Annotated in this window: 23 protein-coding genes; 6 read left to right on the top strand and 17 right to left on the bottom strand. The window is 48.1% G+C overall.

The annotated features are described in order from the left end of the window. Positions 1 to 217: 217 nt before the first annotated feature. The gene (locus tag H7F15_RS07500) at positions 218 to 1,375 is read right to left on the bottom strand and encodes a PLP-dependent aspartate aminotransferase family protein (protein WP_185196358.1); all 1,158 of its coding nucleotides are present in this window, start codon (positions 1,373 to 1,375) and stop codon (positions 218 to 220) included. A 209-nt stretch (positions 1,376 to 1,584) separates the two neighbouring features. Between H7F15_RS07500 and H7F15_RS07495 the strand changes: the two genes are divergently transcribed. Both H7F15_RS07495 and lysS read left to right on the top strand, forming a co-directional pair. Continuing rightward, a complete protein-coding gene (locus H7F15_RS07495) occupies positions 1,585 to 2,616 on the top strand; it encodes a hypothetical protein (protein ID WP_185196357.1) in 1,032 nt (343 codons plus the stop codon). Positions 2,617 to 3,090: 474 nt separating this feature from the next. Beyond that, positions 3,091 to 4,638 carry a lysine--tRNA ligase gene (gene lysS / locus H7F15_RS07490; protein WP_185196356.1) on the top strand — a complete coding sequence of 516 codons (1,548 nt, stop codon included), beginning with the start codon at positions 3,091 to 3,093 and terminating at the stop codon, positions 4,636 to 4,638. A 74-nt stretch (positions 4,639 to 4,712) separates the two neighbouring features. Here lysS and H7F15_RS07485 read toward each other — a convergent pair whose 3' ends face one another. From H7F15_RS07485 to H7F15_RS07475, 3 genes are all read right to left on the bottom strand, one after another. Further along, positions 4,713 to 5,273, bottom strand: a complete 561-nt coding sequence (locus H7F15_RS07485) for a YtxH domain-containing protein (RefSeq protein WP_185196355.1) — start codon at positions 5,271 to 5,273, stop codon at positions 4,713 to 4,715. A gap of 203 nt (positions 5,274 to 5,476) precedes the next feature. Further along, a complete protein-coding gene (locus tag H7F15_RS07480; protein ID WP_185196354.1) occupies positions 5,477 to 5,794 on the bottom strand; it encodes a YtxH domain-containing protein in 318 nt (105 codons plus the stop codon). 166 nt (positions 5,795 to 5,960) lie between these two features. Further along, a complete protein-coding gene (locus H7F15_RS07475; RefSeq protein WP_185196353.1) occupies positions 5,961 to 6,269 on the bottom strand; it encodes a YtxH domain-containing protein in 309 nt (102 codons plus the stop codon). Positions 6,270 to 6,466: 197 nt separating this feature from the next. Here H7F15_RS07475 and H7F15_RS07470 point away from each other — a divergent pair, with 197 nt between their 5' ends. Both H7F15_RS07470 and H7F15_RS07465 read left to right on the top strand, forming a co-directional pair. Then, positions 6,467 to 6,703: a Kazal-type serine protease inhibitor domain-containing protein gene (locus H7F15_RS07470; RefSeq protein ID WP_185196352.1), complete on the top strand. Its 237-nt coding sequence runs from the start codon at positions 6,467 to 6,469 to the stop codon at positions 6,701 to 6,703. Positions 6,704 to 6,720: 17 nt separating this feature from the next. Beyond that, positions 6,721 to 7,092: a cupin domain-containing protein gene (locus H7F15_RS07465; protein ID WP_185196351.1), complete on the top strand. Its 372-nt coding sequence runs from the start codon at positions 6,721 to 6,723 to the stop codon at positions 7,090 to 7,092. A gap of 209 nt (positions 7,093 to 7,301) precedes the next feature. Here H7F15_RS07465 and H7F15_RS07460 read toward each other — a convergent pair whose 3' ends face one another. The 9 genes from H7F15_RS07460 to H7F15_RS07425 form a co-directional block, all read right to left on the bottom strand. Further along, on the bottom strand, positions 7,302 to 8,114 hold the full coding sequence (locus tag H7F15_RS07460) for an enoyl-ACP reductase (protein WP_185196350.1): 813 nt from the start codon (positions 8,112 to 8,114) through the stop codon (positions 7,302 to 7,304). 215 nt (positions 8,115 to 8,329) lie between these two features. Continuing rightward, positions 8,330 to 10,009: a DNA repair protein RecN gene (recN, locus tag H7F15_RS07455; protein WP_185196349.1), complete on the bottom strand. Its 1,680-nt coding sequence runs from the start codon at positions 10,007 to 10,009 to the stop codon at positions 8,330 to 8,332. Positions 10,010 to 10,159: 150 nt separating this feature from the next. Continuing rightward, positions 10,160 to 10,390, bottom strand: coding sequence for a hypothetical protein (locus H7F15_RS07450; RefSeq protein WP_185196348.1), 231 nt, complete (start codon positions 10,388 to 10,390; stop codon positions 10,160 to 10,162). Between the two features lie 67 nt (positions 10,391 to 10,457). Beyond that, the gene (locus tag H7F15_RS07445; RefSeq protein WP_185196347.1) at positions 10,458 to 11,363 is read right to left on the bottom strand and encodes a DUF4835 family protein; all 906 of its coding nucleotides are present in this window, start codon (positions 11,361 to 11,363) and stop codon (positions 10,458 to 10,460) included. After that, positions 11,356 to 12,015 (bottom strand): bifunctional phosphopantothenoylcysteine decarboxylase/phosphopantothenate--cysteine ligase CoaBC, encoded by a 660-nt coding sequence (gene coaBC, locus H7F15_RS19640; RefSeq protein WP_370523488.1) that lies wholly within the window; start codon positions 12,013 to 12,015, stop codon positions 11,356 to 11,358. The genes H7F15_RS07445 and coaBC overlap by 8 nt, the downstream gene beginning before the upstream one ends. Beyond that, positions 11,999 to 12,559 carry a flavoprotein gene (locus tag H7F15_RS19635; RefSeq protein WP_370523487.1) on the bottom strand — a complete coding sequence of 187 codons (561 nt, stop codon included), beginning with the start codon at positions 12,557 to 12,559 and terminating at the stop codon, positions 11,999 to 12,001. The genes coaBC and H7F15_RS19635 overlap by 17 nt, the downstream gene beginning before the upstream one ends. A gap of 9 nt (positions 12,560 to 12,568) precedes the next feature. Then, complete coding sequence (locus H7F15_RS07435) at positions 12,569 to 12,898, bottom strand: DNA-directed RNA polymerase subunit omega (protein ID WP_185196346.1); 330 nt, start codon at positions 12,896 to 12,898, stop codon at positions 12,569 to 12,571. 13 nt (positions 12,899 to 12,911) lie between these two features. After that, a complete protein-coding gene (locus tag H7F15_RS07430; protein WP_185196345.1) occupies positions 12,912 to 13,742 on the bottom strand; it encodes an outer membrane protein assembly factor BamD in 831 nt (276 codons plus the stop codon). Between the two features lie 69 nt (positions 13,743 to 13,811). After that, the gene (locus H7F15_RS07425; RefSeq protein WP_185196344.1) at positions 13,812 to 15,539 is read right to left on the bottom strand and encodes an OstA-like protein; all 1,728 of its coding nucleotides are present in this window, start codon (positions 15,537 to 15,539) and stop codon (positions 13,812 to 13,814) included. Between the two features lie 157 nt (positions 15,540 to 15,696). Between H7F15_RS07425 and tilS the strand changes: the two genes are divergently transcribed. Then, positions 15,697 to 17,025 (top strand): tRNA lysidine(34) synthetase TilS, encoded by a 1,329-nt coding sequence (gene tilS, locus H7F15_RS07420; protein ID WP_185196343.1) that lies wholly within the window; start codon positions 15,697 to 15,699, stop codon positions 17,023 to 17,025. A 175-nt stretch (positions 17,026 to 17,200) separates the two neighbouring features. Beyond that, positions 17,201 to 18,142 (top strand): malate dehydrogenase, encoded by a 942-nt coding sequence (gene mdh, locus H7F15_RS07415; RefSeq protein ID WP_185196342.1) that lies wholly within the window; start codon positions 17,201 to 17,203, stop codon positions 18,140 to 18,142. An 80-nt stretch (positions 18,143 to 18,222) separates the two neighbouring features. On the opposite strand, the gene H7F15_RS07410 is transcribed toward mdh, so the two are convergent. The 4 genes from H7F15_RS07410 to mutL form a co-directional block, all read right to left on the bottom strand. Beyond that, positions 18,223 to 18,603 carry a hypothetical protein gene (locus tag H7F15_RS07410; protein WP_185196341.1) on the bottom strand — a complete coding sequence of 127 codons (381 nt, stop codon included), beginning with the start codon at positions 18,601 to 18,603 and terminating at the stop codon, positions 18,223 to 18,225. Between the two features lie 695 nt (positions 18,604 to 19,298). Then, positions 19,299 to 20,204 carry a rhomboid family intramembrane serine protease gene (locus tag H7F15_RS07405; protein ID WP_185196340.1) on the bottom strand — a complete coding sequence of 302 codons (906 nt, stop codon included), beginning with the start codon at positions 20,202 to 20,204 and terminating at the stop codon, positions 19,299 to 19,301. A gap of 93 nt (positions 20,205 to 20,297) precedes the next feature. Next, on the bottom strand, positions 20,298 to 21,056 hold the full coding sequence (locus H7F15_RS07400) for a rhomboid family intramembrane serine protease (RefSeq protein WP_370523486.1): 759 nt from the start codon (positions 21,054 to 21,056) through the stop codon (positions 20,298 to 20,300). A 134-nt stretch (positions 21,057 to 21,190) separates the two neighbouring features. After that, positions 21,191 to 23,026, bottom strand: coding sequence for a DNA mismatch repair endonuclease MutL (gene mutL / locus H7F15_RS07395; RefSeq protein ID WP_185196338.1), 1,836 nt, complete (start codon positions 23,024 to 23,026; stop codon positions 21,191 to 21,193). Positions 23,027 to 23,050 lie beyond the last annotated feature (24 nt).

Genomic DNA, 23,050 nt, shown 5'->3' with positions numbered 1-23,050 from the left:
TGGGGAATGCGGGGCCCACAGGCACAGGGTATGCCAAAACAGGTAATTAGATCTGTGCAGAGCTGATGCATAACACAAATCTAATAATTAAGCAGTTACTATATGTTATGTAGATGTGATATTATTATAGCAAAAAGCAAATACTGTAAAAAATACAACTATAGTTGGCAAAGTACAAGCTCTATATATTACTACCTATAGTTGTATTTACCTGCTGTTATACTATCTCCAACGCCTGCTCTAAGTCGCGTATCAGGTAATCAGCATCTTCCAGACCTATGTAAAACCGGATCATAGTAAAAGGCAGGCTCGATTTATAGTTGCCCTCGGCATAAGATGCAGCCACCGGGTAGATCAGTGATTCGTGACCACCCCAGGAGGCCGCCATTAAAAAATGTTTGAGAGTGTCGCAAAACTGCTCTACCTGTTCAATTTTAGTTGCTTTCAGGGTTATGGTGAACTGGCCGGTATTGCTGCGCATCTGCTTCTGGGCGAGAGCATACTGCGGGTTTGTTTCCAGGAACGGATACAGGATCTGGTCAACTTTCGGGTGCTGGCTCAGGTATTCTACCACTTTTCGGGTAGTAGCGGCAATGCGTTCCATACGTACGGGCAGCGTACGCAGGCCACGCAATAGAAGCCACGCTGCATGCGGATCAAGGATAGCGCCCAGGGTCATGTACTCCTGTACAAAAATCCTGTTTATCGTATCGTGTTTCCCGCAGATAACGCCGCCCATTACATCCGAGTGCCCGCCAATGTACTTGGTGCAGGAGTGCACCACTAAATCTACACCCATTGCCAGTGGGTTCTGGAAAAGCGGTGTGGCAAAACTGTTGTCGATGATGGTGCTGCAGTTATGGGCTTTGGCAATGGCAACTATAGCTTCAATATCCTGTAGTTCAAAGGTAAACGAGTTGGGGCTTTCGAGGTAGAGTAGTCTGGTATTTGGTTTCAGGGCGTTTTTATAGTTGTTGGCATCTGTTCCATCCACCATCGTTACTTCTACTCCAAAGCGTGGCAAAAACCGCTGCATCAGGGCGTTGGTCCACGAGTATGGCTTTTTAATGCACACCACATGGTCGCCGGCCTTTACCTGCGATAGCACCGCTGCAGATACCGCTGCAATACCGCTACCAAACGCAATGGCATGCTCCGCTCCTTCCAGGGCTGCCATCTTTTTTTCGAGCATGGTTACCGTGGGGTTGTTGCCGCGTGTATAGAAATAAACGTCCGGTTCGTGCTTCAGCATTTCACGCATTTCGGCCACGGTTTTACAGGCAAAATTGCTGGTCTGGATAATGGGCGGCGCCACAGAATTATAGTATAGTTCGCGGTCTTCGCCAAGCTCGTTCAGGATGTAGGAAAGCTCCATAATTTATAGTTTATCTCTATAGTTTTCTTAATACTATACCACAGATTTTATAGTTGCTTACAGGCTCTTTTTCAGGGATTTACAGCACACGAAAACTTTCTCACAAAACAATATACAGCTCACTGATTTACAGTCAATTAAATTACTTTTACAATAGTAAAAAACTGCTTTTTTTGCAACTGATAAGTGCTCTGAAATGTTGAGTATACATGAAAGAGAAAGAAGAAGAAAACGTTGTTGCCCTGTACGCTGGAGAGCAGCAGCAGGAAGATAAGGAGTGGCAGAAATCCATACCGGCACAGGTGTTTCTGAACTACTTTTTTGCGATCAATTACCATATAAAAAACACAACCGGCAATGGCCTGGAGCAGCTTGCTTTCTTCAGGGAAGCCAAGCCGGAGCTTACCGAAAAAGACATTGAAGCTGTAAAGCGTTTGCTGCTGAACAGTTGGAGCACCGAGTATGCCTTGCGTGCTACCGCTGAGCTCGGCGACGAAGCGTATATGCGTAATGCGCTGCACTGGACGTTCCCGCAGGCTTACTACACTGTGTTTGCCGGACTACAAGCATTTCTGCGCACACGCGGTGTAAACTCCAGTAACGATGCTCTGGTGCTTCGCGAAGCTGGCCGCCTGGTGGTGAAGAATGCCTACCCGCACGCTATTAGCTTTTATGCATCCGGCCATTTCGACGATTTTAACATTCACCGTTTGCCGCTGGCACACTACAAGCCGGGCTTACAGATAGCAGGTAAAGAGCTGGAAGCACAGGCACAGATCGGGCAGTTCCTGAGAACGACGCGCCGCATGAAAGCCAAAGCTATTCGCCAGAATGTGCAGGGCAATCCGACAACTGCCATACGTAGCAGCAAAACAGGTGAGGTGCTGCAGAAGTTTGGACCACAGCACTGGCAGCAGTTAACGTGGCGCATTGGTTATACTTCACTGTTCGACCTGATGGCACGACTGCGCATTTCCAGCTCACACCGCGAGATCGAGCGCTTTGTGCAGGCTGAGATCGACTTTAAACTGTTCCATGAATCGCTACTGGAGATTGTGAGCTATCTGAATGGCATACACGAAGCGTACGTGGCACAGGCTATGAGCATTGAGCAGTACGAAGCTTTTGTAAAGGAGCTACCGAAGCATCTGCAAAACTCGTTTGTTGCGGCAAGGTTACAGGAAACTATAAAACCACTTCTGCGCCCCGACGAAGATTACCAGCTCGGCGCAGCTGCCTAAGATTTTCCATTTTTACTTTTCCGAAACTCCTGCTGGCTTGTGCTGGCAGGAGTTTTTTATGGAATTCACCCCTTCCCAACTTTCCCCTAAGAACAGGGAAAGGAGCTTGGCTATAGTTTTATAGTTGAAGCTATAGTTCACACAATTCGCTGGCGCGGGTTTGTAACCCGTGTCTAACTATAGGGTTGAGTTTATAACTCAACTGGCCCGGCAGGGACAGATATACAATGGCAGTAGCGTTCTATAGTTACAGCATTAACCCACCCCTACCCCTCCCTAGAGGGGAATTTCTGCCTTTGATATAGTTTCAGTTATCGTTCTATAGTTTACTGAGAAATCCAGTAAATCCTTAAACCCTGATTCAGACAAACTTTTTAACTCCTAAACTCTCTAACTCCTACACTCCCAAACTCTCACAATTATTCATTAATTTTGCAGCTTGATTTTTAGACGTCAATTTTAGTAATAAATCGCATGCAACTAAGCGAACAGGAACTGCGCCGCCGCCATGAGCGCGAAGAGCTGGAGAAAATGGGTATCAACCCCTATCCATCTGAAACATTTGAAGTTACGGCTACTGCCAAAGAGATAAAGGAGAATTTCGATAAGGATAAGAACAACTACCAGGAAGTAACGCTGGCAGGTCGTTTAATGAGCCGCCGCATTATGGGTAAGGCATCTTTTGCAGAGCTGATGGACAGCACGGGCCGTATCCAGATTTATGTTTCACGTGACGACATTGCGCCGGGCGAGAATAAGGACCTGTACAACACGGTATTCAAAAAAATGCTGGACATCGGTGATTTTATCGGTATCAAAGGCTATGCGTTCGTTACACAGGTAGGTGAGATTTCTGTTCACGTTACAGAACTGAAAGTGCTTACTAAATCGTTGCGTCCGCTGCCTATAGTTAAGCGTGAGATTGATGAGAATGGCAACGAGATTGTGCACGACGGCTTTACTGACCCTGAGCTGCGCTACCGTCAGCGTTACGTAGACCTCATAGTTAACCCGCATGTGCGTGAGACATTCAAGAAGCGTACGCAGCTGGTTAGCACTATGCGTAACTTCCTGTCAGAGAAAGGTTACCTGGAAGTGGAAACGCCAATCCTGCAGCCTATCCATGGTGGTGCAGCGGCTCGTCCGTTTAAAACGCATCACAACACGCTGGACATGACGCTGTACCTGCGTATTGCCAACGAACTATATTTAAAGCGCCTTATAGTTGGTGGCTTTGATGGCGTGTTCGAATTTGCCAAAGACTTCCGTAACGAAGGCATGAGCCGTTTCCACAACCCGGAATTTACGGTGATGGAGCTTTACGTTACTTACAAAGACTACAACTGGATGATGGACCTGGTGGAGGAAATGGTAGAGAAAGTTGCCCTTGCCCTGCACGGTAAAACAGAAGTTCAGGTTGGCGAGAACGTGATCAACTTTGCCCGCCCATGGAAGCGCTACACCATGTACGAAGCCATCGAGCACTTCACCAAGATCGATATTTCGAACATGGAAGAGCCGGAACTGCGCCAGGCTGCTCAAAAATTGGGCATCCATGTAGATCCAACTATGGGTAAAGCTAAGATCATTGATGAGATCTTCGGTGAAACTGCTGAGCCAAACCTGATTCAGCCAACTTTCATTACCGATTACCCTGTAGAGATGAGCCCGCTGGCCAAAAAGCACCGCAGCAAGCCAGGCTTGGTAGAGCGTTTCGAAGCAATCTGTAACGGTAAAGAAATATGCAACGCCTTCTCTGAACTGAACGACCCTGTTGATCAGCGTGCCCGTTTTGAAGAGCAGCTGGAGCTTGCCAAGCGTGGCGACGTAGAAGCCATGGCGCTGGATGAAGACTTCCTGAGAGCATTGGAGTATGGTATGCCGCCAACCGCAGGTTTAGGTGTTGGTATCGACCGTTTAACCATGATCATGACCAACTCTAATTCTATCCAGGATGTGCTGTTCTTCCCGCAAATGAAGCCGGAGAATAAGGATAAAAAAGAAGATGAGAAAGCAGACTAACAATAGCTGCAACTATAGTTTAAAACAAAAACGCCCCGCATTACTGCGGGGCGTTTTTTATAGTTTATAGTTTGTTACAGGCAACGCTGCATATTGGTGCCACCTGTCGGGCCTAAAGCAGGGTCGGTGTTTGTGGTGTTTACTTCAGTGCTGCTCTGGTTAGTAAGGTTCTGGTAATGGTTCATGCGGCTTGGCTCTGAGCCAGAATTACTCTTGTTTGTCCAGGAGCTTACTTTGTCTTTGGTGCTGCCAAAGCTCTTGGTTACCCTATCGCCGATACGCGAGGCTGAGTTAGCTACTTGCTTACGTAAGTCTTTTCCTTTTTCGGGAGCCAGCAAAATACCGGCAAGTATACCTACACCTGCTCCTGCCAATACACCGGCAATTACTTTCCCGCCGGATGTGCCTTTGCGCTTTGTAGTTTCAGATGAGTAGGATGATGTTCTGGCAGGAGTTCTGTGGCCAAGGGCGTCACGCTCGCTGCTGCCTGAATAAGACGATGATGATCTGTCGTAGTTGCTTCTCCAGTTATTGGACGAAGCAGGGGTCGTGCTCTGGGATGTTGTTCTTACATTGGAGTTAGTATAGTTCGATCTGCTCTCCCCCAATGATCTGTTATCCATGTTTGTTTTCATAGGTATAGTTTTTTTAATCTTAAAATTAGTAAACGGTAATGCGTGTTCCCTTAGTATAAACGAACTGCTTGCACTAAAGTTAAAAATATAAAGCGCCTGCCCCGTAAACGGAGCAGGCGCTTTAAACAGTAACAGGTACATAAGGGCCGCCTCAGCGAGTATTACCTACTCCGGCCCGGGCAGCACCCGGTACTTGCAAAAAATCAGGCATTGCCACCACCGGTTGTAGTTCCGCCAGTAGTAGTGCCACCAGTGGTATTTCCAGTTGTTTTGCCGGCACCACCTGTATTACCTGAGTTCGAGCCACCAAATTTATCCATAGCGCTCGCTTTCATGTTTTTGATCTCATCTAAGCCAGTCTGCAGGTTCTTCTCCAGATCTTTGCTCATTTTAGAGGCCCATTTTTTTACACTTGTTCTGGTAGCTTCGCCTGTGTCAGGGGCCATCATTAAACCAGCAATAACACCGGCGCTTGCGCCAGCCAGCAGAGCTAACAATATTTTTCCGCTATTGTCCTTCATAGTAGTATTTTTATTTTACGATTGATATAGTTTTTTCACAATATGTGTGTTCTGATAACGTCGAAATATAGCATTTAGTTATATCTATACTACAGAATAGCATTATTATTTATCGTACACTACCAAAACCGCCCTATACTGTTGCTAAATCAATCCCGTAACGTCCTTATTTATTGCCTGTAGTTGTGCCTGCGTCGTCTTCTGTAATCTCGTCATAGTTCTCGCGGAGCTGGCTTTTCACATCGTCCCAGGAGCCGTGCATTACCAGTTCTTCGTCTTCGTTGGTTTGTGTACCTCTGATTTTGCTCAGCCATGTCTTCATGGTTTTGTTCAGCTCGTCGCTCGATTTGCTAAGGCTACGCATCACGCCTTCGCGGGTGGTTTTGCCGTTGTCGGGTGCCAGCATAATACCAGCCACAATGCCCGCTCCTATTCCAGTGAGCGTGGCCATCAGAATCTTTCCGTTCTTATCCATTTTTATTTTCGATGATTTATTTATTCAGGAAGTGCCGGCAAAGCAGGCAGTCTCCAACTTTGAAATAAAGGCGTATACTCCTACAATAATTTGTATTTTCGCGCTTCAGAATAACATACGGCTACTATACTTGTTAGTTAACCCGGGTATACCAACCGCTTTGTTTCTGAGCCTAACGCTTTACTTATACTATAACTATGAAGAAATCTGTTACCCTGCTCGCGCTGGCTTTTATTGCCGGCCTTGGTGGCTGCAAAACCACCAAAGAGCAAACCGCCTGCATCGACCCGACCAAGATTAACCCGGACGCTATTTGCACCATGCAGTACGACCCTGTTTGCGGCTGCGACAACAAAACGTATGGTAACGCCTGTGTTGCCATCAATGCCGGGGTTACCTCCTTCGTTAAAGGCGAATGCCCTACCCAGAATTAAGCTTACATTTGAGAGAGATGAGCGAGAAAAGATACATCAAGCAGACAAAGCCGTTCCGGGTGCCAACCACCGATGGCAAGCTGATAGAAGAACATTTCGGGCATGCATCTACGCGCACCGATGCGTTTAGCGTAGCCCACATGGTAGCGCCCCCACACTGGAGCGAACCACACCAGACTCCCGATTTTGATGAGATAACCATCGTTACCCGCGGCCGGAAACTCATAGAGATCGATGGCGAAGAAGTAGAGGTAAAAGCCGGCGAAACCATTCTTATAAAAGCTGGTACCCGCATTCGCTACGCCAATCCGTTTGATGAAGAAACCGAGTACTGGTCAGTCTGCATCCCAGCCTTCGACATAAATTCCGTTCATCGCGAGGATAGTTGATTTGGAGATTTGAAGATGCCCCGGAAACTATAAATTTGAAACGCCGCTGCTATAGTTTAGCGCGGCCAGAGACCGTGGGCAGATCACACTCGCGGGACGCGAGCGAGGGCTATAAAACAAAAATGCCCGGCTAAACTATAGCCGGGCATTTTTATTTATTCAGTGTGCGAAGATCATTTTCAAATCTTCAAATCTCCAAATCTTCAAATCTACTTAGAGATCATCTCCACGATATCCTCAGAGATACCCATAGATGAGAAGCCGCCGTCGTGCATCAGGTTTTGCATGGTTACGTAGCGGGTCAGGTCCGAGAACAGGCTCACGCAGTAATCAGCGCACGCATCGGCCGGGGCGTTGCCAAGCGGCGACATTTTATCGGCATAATCAAAGAACGCATCGAAACCACCTACACCGGTACCGGCCGTAGTTTTAGTTGGCGACTGAGAGATAGTGTTTACACGGATTTTTTTGCTGCGGCCTAAACGGTAGCCATAGTTGCGGGCAATCGACTCCAGTACTGCCTTGGCATGCGACATATCGGTATAATCCGGGAATACGCGCTGTGCTGCAATGTACGACAGGGCAACGATAGAACTCCATTCGTTCATGGCATCCTGCTTTTCAGCTACGTGCATTACTTTATGGAACGAAATAGCCGAAATGTCCAGTGTTTTCAGGAACCACTCATAGTTCAGGTCATTGTAGGGTTTGCCTTTACGGATATTCGGGCTCATGCCGATAGAGTGCAGTACAAAGTCGATCTTACCACCCAGTATTTCCTGCGCCTGCGTAAACAGGTTTTCCAGGTCTTCTACCGATGTAGCGTCAGCCGGAATGATCTGCGCATTGCAGTGCTCGGCCAGTTTGTTTATCTCGCCCATACGCATGGCAATCGGGGCATTTGTCAGTACAAACTCTGCTCCTTCTTCATGCGCGCGCATGGCTACTTTCCAGGCTATAGATTTTTCATCCAGCGCACCGAAAATGATTCCTTTCTTTCCTTTTAAAAGATTGTTGGACATTTCTTTATCAAGTTAATTTTGTTCCTTTTTCAGAATTCCCGATGCAAACGATAAGCTCCCGGAATTACACGGCAATATAGCAATAACTAAGTACAACTCAAGATACAAAACCAACGGCTGCTATAGTTTGGCGCGCATTTTTGTACGCCTGCAGCCGATCGCCTGAAGTAAAAAACCCTTCTCTGTTCAGGAGAAGGGTTTGCTATAGTTTATGTTTACAACGAGAGCAACTCTTTTGCACTTTGGTAAGCATTGGCACTTGGGTTAGCACCGGCAATCATGTGGGCAATCTCGTTCACGCGCTCTTCTTCGTTCAGCTGCTTAATGCGGCTTATGGTGCGGTCTTCGCGGTCTTCCTTGTACACAAAGTAATGATAATCGCCTTGTGCGGCAATCTGCGGTAAGTGCGAAATGGCAATGATCTGGTGTTTCTGGGCCATCTGCTGCATCATTCGGCCTACTTTTACGGCTACCTCCCCGGAAATACCTGTATCTATCTCGTCGAAAACTATAGTTGGCAGCGCAGTCTTATCGGCCAGCATATATTTTACGCTCAGCATCAGACGAGAGAATTCACCACCTGAGGCGGCTTTTACCAGCGTTTGCGGTTGCGCCCCTTTGTTGGCACTGAACAGGATACTGATCTCGTCGGTGCCGGTGGCAGACGGCTGGGCCTCTTTGTGCTGGATAACAATGCGCGCGTTCGGCATGCCCAGGTCGGCTACCAGGTTGTGTAACTCTTGCTCAAATTTGGCAAACGAAGCCTGACGACGATCCGATAGCTCCTTCGCTTTTTTCAACACCTCCTGGTAGGCTGCATCCATCTCCTTCTTGGTTTTGGCGATGGCTGTGTCCAGGTTAAGCACGTTGCCTACTTTGGCCGATAGTTCTTCCTGAATTGCCAGTAACTCGGCTATAGTTTGTACCTGGTGCTTGCGCTGCAGGGTATAGATCATGTTCAGGCGCTCCTGCACTTCCAGGGTGCGCTGCGGATCGGCTTCGGTTTTGCGTTCGGCATCTTCCAGTTCCCCGGCAATGTCGTTCAGCTCTATCAGGGCGCTGTCCACCCGCGATTTCAGTTCCTCGTATTTCTGAGAGAACTGCGCTAACTGGCCAATCAGGTACGAGGTATCTTTAAGTGCAGAGGTGATGTTGAAATCTGATTCTGTAAGGCTTTGTACTGCCTGCGTCAGCTTCAGTTTGATGTCTTCGGCATTCTCAAGTTGCTTCAGCTCTTCTTCCAGCGCTTCCTGTTCTTCGGCCTGCAGGTTGGCTTCTTCAAACTCGTTCAGCAAAAAGGTATTGTAATCCAGCTCCTTCTGCGACTGTGCCAACTGGTCTTCCAGCTTCTTATAGTCCGACTCCAGCTTTTTGTAAGTACGGTAGGTTTCGCTGTAAGCTTTCAGGTACGACAGGTTTCCGGCATAAATGTCCAGCGAGGTGTTGCCCGCATAAATATCCAGGATGTTCAGCTGATAGCTGGTGTCGCCCAGTTGCAGCGTATCGTGCTGCGAGTGCACGTCCATCAGGTTCTCACCAATTTTGCGGATCACATCCAGCGTTACCGGTGTGTCGTTCACAAAAGCTCTTGACTTACCACTTGGGCTTATCTCGCGGCGCAGGATGCAGGTGTTATCAAAATCCAGGTCTTCGGCCGTAAAAATTTCCTGCAGGTTGTACTGCGAAATATCAAAAACGCCCTCAATCACACATTTCTGATCCTGGTTAAAAAGCAGTTTTGTATCGGCGCGGTTGCCCAGCAGCAGGCCAATAGCGCCCAGCATAATGGATTTACCGGCACCGGTCTCACCGGTTATAATATTAAGTACCGGCGATGGGTGCATCTCCAGCTGCTCGATCAGCGCGTAATTCTTTATTTTAAGGTCTATTAACATAGATTGATGCTCGGGACTATAAACTTAAGATGTAAGACATTATGCCTACCCGAAAGTTCGGAAATTCTGTTATTTTTTTTACCAGCCGCAACTATAGTTTATGCCGGTTTCAGGATTTAAAGTTAAGCCGGATCGCAAAATAAACTATAGTTACCAGGCAGCTTCTATATCGTAAATAATTTCCTGGATCTGGTTTGTTGGTAATACGTGTTTGCTCTGGCGCATATCCTGCAGGGTTATAGTTTCGGGTGCGGTATGCAGCAGCTTGCCTGTTACCACTACTCTGCTGCGCAAAACCACCTGCACGGCCGGCCGCGTGAGCAGTTCCATCACATGTTCCTGTAGTTTAATTCCGGGGATTCGTATCTGGCGCTTGCCCATGTAATTGCTGGCTAAACTATAGTTTAGCTTCCGTGAAGATACGCGCTTTACCTGAGATTCTAAAGTGTCAGCGTTTGAGCAGCTGATCGTATTTGGTACGGTTGGTTGGGTCGGCTTCGGTCAGTAATGTATAGGCCGTTTGCTTGGCTGCCGGCGGCGCTGTTTTAAACATGTTCAGCAGCTCATCCGACTTGGCATCGAAGAATGAGCGAACGATAGCGGAGCCGGGCTTTTGCTTATTCAGACGTTGTACTTCCTGCAGCGCTTCCAGCACATTCTTGCGGGCTTTTTCCGGGTCTTCGGCCATCACATCCAGGCCCAGTCGGTGCATTTTATACAAGCCTTCGCGGAACTGTGCAAACTGCGGGTCCTGCATGTTATCGATCAGCCAGTAACGGTTGCGGTTGCTGTCAAAGGCTTTCCAACCCGGGTAGTTCGTGCCCTGCGACGAGGCCAGGTTCACTACGCTTCTCGCCTTGTCAAAGGCCTGTCCGCCACCAAGTCTGCCAAAACTGTCGTTATCCATCCCGATGATCATGTAGGCATAAAAAGCCAGCATCGAGGTCAGGTTAGAACTATAGTTGTTGTCGGCGTACTGCAGCAGCTGGGCGTTGGTGTACTCAAAGGTCCAGTCTTTATCTATAAAACTAAACAGCGTGGATTCGTAGCCAGTGCCATAAGCCGGCCTCACCGACACAATCTGCACATTGGCTTTAAACATCCCAATCTGGGGCATTTCGGTCAGGTTAATGAGCAGGCGGCACTTGATGCGCTCCTCCGCACCATAGGATTGGTTGGTCCAGCGCTGGGTGTTCATCAGTTCTTCTATGCGGGTCTGCATTTCGGAAAACAGCTGCCTGTCCGTAGACTGTATCTGGTCGCTGTTCACTACCACATCGCACAACAGCTCCTGGGCTTTCGCTCCAAGTGTTGCTATCGTCAGCATTACCAGCAATAGAAGTTTCTTAGCCATGTAGTCGGTCCCAAACTATGTTTACAATATCCTGCGCCACTTCTGTTTTCTGCTTCAGCTCAAACGCGGTGGTTTTATCAGGCTCTATTATAGTTATCTTATTGGTGTCGTGCTTAAAACCGGCGCCTTCGTCACGCAGCGAGTTCAGCACGATCATATCCAGGTTCTTTTTTTTCAGCTTTTCGGCAGCGTTGGCACTTTCGTTGTCGGTTTCCAGAGCAAAACCCACCGAAAACTGGTTTGGCTTTTTCTGCTTGCCCAGCGCCGCTGCTATATCAACGTTTTTAACAAGTTCTATTGTCAGTTCGTTGCCGGCTTTCTTAATTTTTTTATCTGCTACTACCTTCGGCTTATAGTCGGCAACGGCTGCTGCGTAAACTATAATATCCGCCTCATCCGCATGTGCCAGTACGGCAGCATACATCTCGTCGGCGGTGGTTACGGGTAATACGGTTATAGTTGGGTCGTCGGTTTTCTGGTTGGTTGGCCCTGAAACCAGAATTACCCTAGCGCCACGCGCAGCAAAGCAGGCCGCCAGCGCAAAACCCATTTTACCAGTCGAGTGATTTCCTATAAACCGGACTGGATCGATAGGTTCGTAGGTTGGCCCTGCGGTCAGCAGTACGGTTTTGCCTTTAAACGATCTTTCCATCCCGGGCAAAAAAATTCTGAAGTACGTCCATTATTTCTTCGGGCTCCGCTAATCTCCCCTGCCCTACCAGGCCGCTGGCCAGTTCGCCGTAGCCTGCTTCTATAATATGGTTGCCGTAGCCGCGCAGTTTGGTAAAGTTGCTCTGTACCGATGGATGCTGGTACATATCCAGGTCCATGGCCGGGGCCACAAAAACAGGGCAGCGTGCTGATAAGTAAGTGGCTGAAAGCAAATTATCGCAGAAGCCGTTGGCAAATTTGGCTACTGTGTTGGCGCTGGCCGGGGCCACAACTATAGCATCAGCCCATAAGCCGAGGTCTACATGGTTGTTCCAGAGGCCGCCTTCGTCGCGCACAAAGTGGGTAAGCACGGGCCGTTTGGAGAGGGTGGCCAGTGTGAGCGGGGTTATAAACTCAGAAGCAGAAGTGGTCAGGATCACCTGCACTTCTGCTTCTGCTTTTACGAGTAAGCGGACCAGTAACGCAGCTTTGTAGGCCGCTATACTTCCGCAAACTCCCAGTATTATTTTCTTATGCCGGAGCATGTGCTGCAATTACAGCGTTTCTTCTTCGGTTGGCTCCTCTTCCGGGTTGCGCACATACACTTTACCTTCCAGAAACTCCTCAATAGCAAGGCTGGTTGGCTTTGGCATGCGCTCGTAGTATTTAGAGATCTCGATCTGCTCACGGTTCTCTAACACTTCTTCCAGGTTATCTACTGTAGTGGCAAACTCGGCCAGTTTAGAGTTCAGCTCTTCTTTCAGCTTCACAGAGATCTGGTTCGCTCTTTTAGAGATAACTGCCACAGACATGTATACGTTGCCGGTCTGCTCTGCAAAGTCGGCCATGTTGCGTGTTACGATTGATGATGGAACTGCTGCCATATATAGTTTATACTTATGAATTTGCTTGGTTATTTTTTGCGTTCTTGATTCTCTCCAGCTCAGCCAGGGTGTTGTCGTAAATTTCGTTGGCTGTACGCATATACTGGCTGTCAGGATACTGGTCTACAAAGTTCTGGTAGAAATCCACTACCTCAAAGTAGCGCTCCTCCTGTTTGTTCGGCACACTTTCTTTGGCATACTCGTACTGCGATTCTATTTTCAGGAAAGCGGCTTCCTCGGCGTATGGCGACGAAGGGTAGTTCTGCTGGAAATTTGTTAAGGCCACTACAGCGGCTTTGAAATAACGAATCTTGTGGTATAGTTTGGCACTTTCAAAAGACTTGCGGTCGAGCTTCATGTTCAGGTCATCCAGAATCTCGTTTGCTTCTGCCTGGTGCTCGCTTTCCGGGTAACGCTGAATAAATTCCATTACCGCGTCCATGGCTGTCAGGGTGCTGGCCTGGTCCTGCTCAAACTTCGGCGACTGGTTATACAGCGATTTTACCTGCATAAACATGGCTTCCTCCGCTTTAGGGCTGCGACCATAGATGGTATAAAAGTTACGGAAATACGTCTCGCTCAGCAGGTAATTGCCCAGTTCATAGTTAGCACTGGCCTGGTAAAACAGAGCGTCTTCGGCCTGTTGTGTACCTGTCATTAAAGGTGTTACGGCATCCAGCAACTCAGCTGCACGGTAGTAATCGCCTTTTTTATAGTACTCCACCGCAGCTTCATACTTTTTCTGTACATCGTTGCTTTTCAACAGCTTCTGGTAATTACCACAGCCTGCTACAGTAAACAGCAGCGCCAGAAGCACAACAATATGGGAGAGTCTTTTCTTCATGAACGGGCAAAATTATACAATATCCAACTGATTTACAACAATACGAAGGATCACGACTGATTTAAATAGTTATTGCCTGCGCGTGTCAGCCCCGGGCTTTTGTGTATTGCGCTTACGTGCCGGTTTTACCTGTTTTTTCTGTTTGGCAGCAGGTTTTGGTTTGGCCTTTGGTTTAGGCGCCACCGGTGCTCTGGCGGCAAATACATCCGGGCGCGTAGGCCGCAGTTCACCCAGCCAGGCAAAGCCTTCCAGCTGCCTGTCGGTAGGTTGCAGTTCGTGCGGCGGTATAAAACTGGCATCCGGATTTACCAGAAACGAGATACGGTTGAGTTTATTTTCTGCAAACAGTAAAACCATGTTACTGCAGATGGCCTTGTTCATGCCGGTCAGCGTGGTATCGTTCTCAATGGCAAAGTAAATGCTCTCGCCGTTGCCATTTACGTTCACGCGTTTCAGATCACCGTCTGTAAAAAAGGCTACCATGTTACGGCCCTTCACCTGGTTATAGTTCTGCAGGGTGTCCTCGGAGGCCATAAAGGCGTTGCTGTACATATACATGCGGTCGATGTTACGGTTGCGCAGGTACATGTGGATGGTGTCGGCTACCAGCTGGTTGTTTTCGCTCCAAAGCACAGGTTTTACATTCATGTGCATTACCGAGTCGGTACGGTTAAAGCTAAGCGAGTCGCATTTGCCCTGCAGGTCTTTCTTAAAGATCTTCACATTGTTAAACGCAAACAGCATGCTTTTTCCGTTCGGCCCCTGTGCTTCGCGCGAGATCAGCGAATCGGCAGCCAGGAAAAGGGTATCGGTTTCCATAATGCTTTCCATCACCGGGCTGCCGGATACTTTGGCCACCCCGCGGTCGCGCCAGTAGCGGCCTAATTGCCCGCGCACGGTCACATCATCTTTCAGCGACCGGAGCGATACATTTTTGCGGGCCACACCATAGCCTGTGTTCTGGTCATAGTATAGTTCATCGCCACCTAATCGGTACTCCGGTGTCAGGATATAGGCATTTCTGCCGAAGTTCGAGATTTTGGTGATGGTGTTGTAAGTACCCTGCTCTGCATACAGGTCGCCGCGCTGCCCTTTGATAACCGTTGGTCCCAGGAAGTAAACCACCTTGGTCAGGGTGTTGTAACGCATGTTTTCGGCGGTAATGTTATAGTCGGCGGTCCGTACTTTTACATTCTGCTGGAAATTGAGCTCTTTGGTGTTGGTATTATAAGAACCACGGCGGCTCTCGAGTCGGTTCTCAGGATCAACTATAACGCCACCTTCTGTATAGGTTGCGATTTTGGTATTCAGGTCATAGTCCAGGCTGGGAGTGGTAAGCGTCATGCTCGGGTCGCGCATCACTACATTGCCTGTCATGCGGGCGGTGCGTTTTATGCCGTCGTAGTGTGCCTGGTCGCCTGTTATCGTTAAGGTATCGCCCTGTACCATCCGCACATTCCCGTAGGCATCCATTATCTGGGTATTGCCCTCAAACTGGTATACAGAGTCGGCAGACAGGTATGTTTCGCGCTGCTTGAAGCGTACATTCCCGATCAGCTTGCTCACACGTCGCCCGTTTATAGTTGCCCCTACCAGGCTATCGGCCCCGATCAGTTCTACCCTGTCGCCGTTCTGCGGTGACTTTTGCTGCGCCGGTCGCTGCTGTTGCTGCCTTGGCTGCTGTTGTGCCGGCTGGTTCTGGGTAGGCCGTGGCAACTTCCGGGGTTGCTGCTGCCCGAAAACCACCACCGAAAGCAGGGTAAAGACAATAGAAAACAGTAATTTTGTGTACTTCATTCTTTTCAGATGTTAGACAATAGACTTTAGATGTTAGACTTGTTCTGATAGTGGCAGTTTGTGAAAAACACCCCCGAACACTTCTAATGTCTAACTTCTAAATACTAGCGTCTACTTTATACTTCAAAATTAGAAAAAATTTACCAGCCGCTGCCGTATGTTACAGAAAGTTTCCGGTTTTATACAAGCACAAAACCTTTGCCAGCCCGAAAGCAAAATACTTGCAGCCGTTAGCGGCGGCATCGATTCGGTGGTGCTTTGCGAAGTGCTGCACAAACTAAACTATAGTTTTGCCATTGCCCACTGCAATTTTGGTTTACGTGCCGAAGATGCCGAAGCCGACCAATTGTTCGTCAAAAAACTGGCCAAGAAGTACGACGTACCTTTCTACACCGAAAACTTTAACACCAGAGCCTTTGCCGAGCAGGAAAAACTTTCGATACAGATGGCTGCTCGTACGCTGCGCTACCAGTGGTTTGAGCAGGTGCGCCAGCAGGAAGGCTACGATTACATTGCCACGGCCCACCACAGCAACGATCTGACGGAAACTATATTGCTGCACCTCACCAAAGGCACCGGCATTGCGGGTCTGCACGGTATTCCGGCTAAGAACGGAAACATTATCCGGCCCCTGCTTACCGTTACCAAAGACGATATCTTTGAATTTGTAACAGAACGCCGCCTGATCTGGCGCGAAGACGCATCGAACGAAACCACCAAGTACCAGCGCAACAAGATCAGGCATGAAGTTATTCCTATACTGAAAGAAATAAACCCGAGCCTGGAAGAGACCATGCAGCATACAGCCGAGCGCGTAAGCCACGCCGAAACTATAGTTACTGCCTACATCCAGAACCTGCGCGAGCAAAGTATAAAAGAGGCCGAAAATGCTACTTATTTCTCGCTTGTACCGCTACAAAACGCCACCGGGCTACCTGTGGTGCTGCACGAGCTATTGCGCCCGTTCAACTATAGTTATAGCGTGGTGCTGGAGCTGGCAGAAGCTTTAGATGGCATTTCGGGCAAGCAGTTCGACTCGCCTACGCACACGCTGGTAAAAGACCGCGACCAACTGGTGATCACGCCCCGCAACCTAAGCAGTTTCGGAAGTATCCTCATAAACGAAGGCGACACAACTATAGCAGCTGGTGCTTACACCTTTAACATAAAGTATGTAGATGCGGCCAACTATAAACTGAACACTAAACCTTTTGTAGCTGCCCTGGATGCCGATCAGCTTAAATTTCCGCTGAAGCTGCGTGCCTGGCAGGAAGGCGATTGGTTTGTGCCGCTGGGCATGAACGGCAAGAAAAAGATCAGCGATTTCCTGATCGACAAAAAAGTACCGGCCAACCTTAAATCGCAAACGCTGGTATTAGTATCAGACCAGTCTATAGTTTGGATCGTGAACCAGCGCCTGGATAACCGTTTTAAAGTAACCGAAAAGACCGAGCGGGTGGTGGAGATTTCTTTAGAAAGACGCTGATTTAGACGCCAGATATTAGATTTTAGACGTTAGACTTTTCTCGGCAAAGATGTTTCGCAAACATTTATAATCTAATATCTAATATCTAACGTCTATTGTCTGTCTTTAATAATAGATTTTTCTAATTTTACCGGAGTTAACCGAATTCTCAAACTAACATAAAGTATATCCGATAATGAAAGTAACTGTAGTTGGAGCTGGTAACGTTGGTGCAACCTGCGCTGATGTGCTGGCTTACCGCGAAATCGCGAACGAAGTAGTTTTAGTGGATATTAAAGAAGGTTTTGCTGAGGGCAAAGCGCTTGATATCTGGCAGAAAGCCCCTATCAACCTGTACGACACGCGCACAGTAGGCGTAACAAACGATTACAGCAAAACTGCTGGTTCTGATGTAGTGGTTATCACATCTGGTTTGCCACGTAAGCCAGGCATGACCCGCGACGACCTGATTTCAACAAACGCAGGTATCGTAACATCCGTAACCGAAAACATTGTAAAGCACTCTCCGGATGCGATCATCATTGTGGTTTCTAACCCGCTTGATGTGATGACCTATGCGGCGCACATTACTTCTAAGCTGCCACGCACACGCGTTATGGGTATGGCTGGTATCCTGGATACTGCCCGTTACAGAGCGTTCCTTGCTGAGGCCCTAAATGTATCTCCAAAAGATATTCAGGCGGTATTAATGGGTGGCCACGGCGATACCATGGTTCCGCTTCCTCGCTACACTACAGTTGGTGGAATCCCGGTAACGGAGCTTATTGACGAAGAAACACTGAACGCTATAGTTGAGCGCACCAAGAACGGTGGTGGCGAGCTTGTGAAACTGATGGGTACTTCTGCCTGGTATGCGCCGGGTTCAGCAGCTGCTCAGATGGTAGAGGCGATCGTTCGTGACCAGCGCCGTGTATTCCCGGTTTGCGTGAAGCTGGAAGGTGAGTACGGTATTGATGGCGTTTACCTGGGCGTACCAGTTATCCTTGGTAAGAACGGTATCGAGCGTATTATCGAGCTTGACCTGAACGAAGACGAAAAGCAACTGCTGGAAACGTCTCGCGGACACGTGAAAGAAGTAATGGACGCGCTGGACAACATAAACGCTGCCAAAGCTTAAGTATAGAATTGCTTATTGATAAAGTAAACGCCGCTTCTGAAAAGGAGCGGCGTTTTTGGTTTATAGTAAAAACGAAAGTATTATTCTTTAATACGAATCGCCTTAGGCACAGGCAGTGTTACCTTTTCATTCTGTCGAACTACATTCTCTGTATACTTATTTGCAGCTTCATTATCTTTCTTAAAAGTTAGAATCACAATACCATCTTTCATCTCTTCAGCCAGATTTTCGATATCTTCCAACTCTTTTACCACCTGCACTTCATCTATCCAATCCGGGCTAATTACTTTTAAAGCCGTTTCCGTAAGTCTATAATCTCCTCCATTAGTCCTCAATACAAAGAAAGGCCTTTTTACAGTTGTGTGCTTTGCTGCAACAATCGGAGAGTTAGTACTCTGCGCAACAGCATTTACAGAGACAAGGGATAAAACTATAGTCAGACCTGCAAGGATGTGTTTCATAGGAGTTTAAGTTTGTTGAAGAAGAAAGAAAAGGTATGGATAAATTGCTGTAAATCCTAAAATGCTATTGTCTGAATCAGGATTTACAGGATTAATAGATTTCCAGGATTGGGGCTTATGCTATAGTTTGGGTTATAGCTTTGTGGTTGAGATAACCCACCCCTACCCCTCCCGAGAGGGGACTTTCTACTATAGTTATAGTTTGAGTTGTTGTTCTATAGTTACAGACCACGAGCAGGCCAAGTTTACTTGGCCCCACAGAACTTTAACTAAGAGAAAAACTGATCTGCTCAAGCCAAGAAACATCAGGCAAACTATAGCTAAGACAGAACCTATCGAGCTTGATATCAGTCTTTGGTTGAGCGCCTTTGACTTGTTGCGGTGCCGCAGGCAATCCGAGGCACGAGGATAGCAAGAAGGCAGCAGCGCGATGCCCGAAGACGGGGCCTCCCGGCCTCAGAGGGAGCCAAACAAACTATAAAACTGTAGGTGATTAGAGCTCCTAGGGTTGAAAGTGGCTATACAAAGAAGGCTTGTTCCCAGCAGTAGGCAAAGGCAATTATAAAACTATAGCCCTTGAGCATCAACTATAAGCTGTATAAGATCCTTCGACTTTGCTCAGGATGACAGATAGGAAACTATCAAACACATAAGATCCCTCGGCAAACGCTTGGAATGATGAAAGAGGAAAAAAGCTACTCTTTCTGACTTGCCTGAAACAGCTTCTGCTTTTCCTCTTTGGACAGGCTTTCATACCCGGAGCTGGAGATTTTATCCAGGATCACGTCGATCTCTTTCTGGCTTGGTTTGCCAACAGGGGTAGTGGCGCTGCCATTTGTTTTGCCAGAGAACGTTGTATGGCGGCGGTGAGTGACTTTCAGTTTAGATCTGCTTTTGAACAGGCCGGTAAAAAAATCGAAAAAGGCATGAAGCGGACGACCCATGTCGGAGCCGCGCTGTAGTTGCTTTATAAAAAGCCAGCCAATTAAAGCACCGCCTAAGTGGGCAATGTTACCACCGGCATTATCGCCTACAGCGCCGGACATGGACAGAATAACCAGAAACAACGCAATGTATTTGATACGGACCGGACCGATCAGGAGCAGGTTGAAAGTATAGTTTGGCAGCAACGTAGCAGCGCCAACAACTATAGCCAACACACTCGCTGAGGCCCCGATCATCACAGAATTTGCCGCCCTGTCTTCGAAATACGGGATAAAATTATAGGTAAGTATATAAAGCACTCCTCCGGCAACACCACCCAGTATATACAGACTCAGCAGCTTTTTATCGCCTAAATACTCGCGCACCAGCTGCCCGAACCAGTAAAGGTTAAGCATGTTAAAGATGATGTGCAGAAAGCCCTGATGCGTAAAGAAATAGGTGATCAGCGTCCAGGGGCGGGTGAGCAATACCGATGGGCTGGAGTGCAGCTCGATAAAGCTCATCAGCAGGAAATACGCCCCCTGCCCCACCGTAAAGGTAAGCAGCAGACGCAGCACGATCAGCACAACAAACACGATCACGTTGATCAGGATGAGCTGTTTGAGCGTGTTGTTTGGTTGCCGGAAAGTGTCTTTTATATCTTGAAGTATACTCATGTAATCAGGTCCTCTGAAAGCGACATAGGGAACACGGCTCACCCGACGATCATGTTCAGTATCAGGTAGTGTGCGTGTTGCAGGGTTCTATACTTAATAGTCGCGGTAATCGTTTCGCCCCCACATTTTTATCAGTATATACGCAAACAGCATTCCGCCAAGGTGTGCAAAATGCGCCACATTATCGCCGGCTACGCGGTTAAAGCCGGCATATAGTTCGTAGGCACCGTAGAGCAGCACAAAGTACTTCGCTTTTATAGGCACCGGCAGAAAGAGCAGCATCAATTCCAGGTTCGGGAAGAGCATACCAAACGCCATCAGGATGCCAAATACTGCCCCCGACGCCCCCAGCATCGGACTGTTAAAAATAGTGCTAAATACTTCACGAACTATATCCTTGCTCTGCTCCACATACTGCGGTACATCAGGGTTGTTTCGTAAAATTATAGCTAATTCGCGGCCAGAGCCTTCCTTAACGTGCTCATCCATGTAGTTATTAAAGGCTACAGGACTCGGATTTTCTATGTAAGCTATGGTGTCCTGGCGTAGCTCATGCAGTTCGTAAGCACGTACTCCCGAATAAAGCACACTTGCTCCCAGTCCGGTTATCAGGTAAAATGCCAGGAAACGCTGCGAACCCCAGAAACGCTCCAGCAAAGGCCCGAAAATGAACAAGCTAAACATGTTGCTGAACAGGTGTCCCCAGCCACCATGCAGGAACATGTGCGTCAGGAACTGGATCGGGTTAAAGTAGTCGGAGCCGAAGTGGTACAGCGCAAACAGGCGGGTGTCGAAAACATTGCCCTGCAGTATAAACACCACTACATTGATGATCAGGAGGTTCCTGACCATAGGAGTTATATTGAACATGCGTTATAGCTTTTGAAGTATAAATGCTACTTACGAAAAAATGTAACGTTTATACTTCAGCCGAGTGTTTGCTTGTCATTAAACAGATAACAATTCAACAATCAGCAATTTAACAATCAATTCTTCTGGAACAGCTCGTGCAACTGGCTCAGCTCCATAATTACAAGTGTCTTCTGCCCTGCCGGCGTATAGTTGGGCACTTCGCAGGCAAACAGCTTATCTACCAGCGAATTCATTTCCAGCTCCGACATACGGGTCTGCAGGCGGCCTGCCAGCCGTTTGGCCATGGCTCGCGCCAGGTTTTCCCTGGTATCTAACTTCAGTGTGGCCAGATTGTTTTTATACTGTTCTATCAGCTCTTCCAGCAATTCCTTTTCGTTGGCTGCCTGCACATCGGCAGGTATGGCATTCAGAATGATGGTATTGCCGCCAAAATCCTCAAATTGAAAACCCAGCTCTAAAAACTCAGCCTGCAGCTCTTTTACCAGCGCGGCATCGGCAGGCGACAATTCTATAGTTTGCGGGAACAGCAAGGTCTGTGAAATAACTGCTTTCTTTTGCAGCGAAGTGATGTATTTCTCGAACAGGATACGTTCCTGCGCTGCCTGCTGGTCTATAACCATAATGCCGGACTTTACCTGCACCAACAGGTATTTCTGATGCACTTGCAGCGTTTTGTTGGAGGTAGCCGGGCTTGCGTCGGCGGCAAAGGCGTCATCTAAAAGGCTTGTGCTTGCCGAAGACGAAATACGCTCCTCGCCGGTTGGCTGGTTGCGCAGCGGCTCGTATAGTTGCTCCCATCCGGCAGAGCTTACCCGTTTAGGCGCTGATGAAGGTGCCGGAAACCCTGCTGATGAAAACGTTTTGCGCTCCTGCTCAAACCCCTGCTCGTTGTTCTGAATCCGGATCGGCTGCAGCGGAGCGAAATTCACATCTCCTTCAAAATCCAGCGACGGGGCAATGTTATGCGCCCCCAACGATTTACGTACAGCCGAATGAACGATAGCATATACCGTTTTCTCGTCGTCGAATTTGATCTCGGTCTTGGTCGGGTGTACGTTTATGTCGATCTTATCGGGCTCAATATCAATAAAGAGCACATAAAACGGGTAACTCTCTTTTGGCAACAAACCTTCAAAGGCCGTCATCACAGCATGGTTCAGGTAGCCGCTCTTTATAAAGCGGTTATTCACAAAAAAGAACTGCTCGCCGCGTGTTTTTTTGGCAAACTCCGGCTTACCAATGTAGCCCCGCACACTCAGAAAAGGTGTTTCCTCGTCGCAGAGGGCCATTTGCTCTTTATAGTTGTTCCCGAAAATACCGATGATGCGCTGACTCAGCTTAGCCGATGGCAGGTTAAAGACCTCTACTTCGTTGTGGTAGAGCGAGAAAGCGATCTCCGGGTAAGCCAGCGCCACCCGCTGAAACTCATCCAGTATGTGGCGCATCTCCACGGCATTGGTCTTCAGGAAATTACGGCGCGCCGGAACATTGTAAAACAGGTTCTTAACACATATACTTGTACCCGATGGTGTAACAACAGGCTCCTGTGTAACTATAGACGAACCTTCCACAATCAGCTTTGTGCCCGTATCGGCGCCGTGTGGTTTGGTTTTCAGCTCTACCTGCGCTACCGCCCCGATAGAGGCCATCGCTTCGCCCCGGAAACCCATCGTCCGGATGCGGAACAGGTCTTCGGTGCTTTTTATTTTGGAGGTAGCGTGGCGCTCAAAGCACATGCGGGCATCAGTCTCGCTCATGCCAATGCCGTTGTCCACTACCTGTATCAGTTGCTTGCCAGCCTCCTTCACAATAAGCTGCACACTGGTTGCTTTGGCATCAATGGCATTTTCCAGCAGCTCCTTCACTACCGATGCAGGCCGTTGCACTACCTCACCGGCAGCAATCTGGTTTGCTAAGTAGTCTGGCAGTAAGTTTATAATATCGGGCATCCGGTATCTGGCTAATTAAAATCG

Origin of the sequence: Pontibacter sp. Tf4, assembly GCF_014212495.1 — a bacterium.
GTDB lineage: Bacteria > Bacteroidota > Bacteroidia > Cytophagales > Hymenobacteraceae > Pontibacter.
The sequence above is the reverse complement of the archived record's forward strand: the minus strand, read 5'-3'. Positions and strand labels throughout refer to the sequence as shown.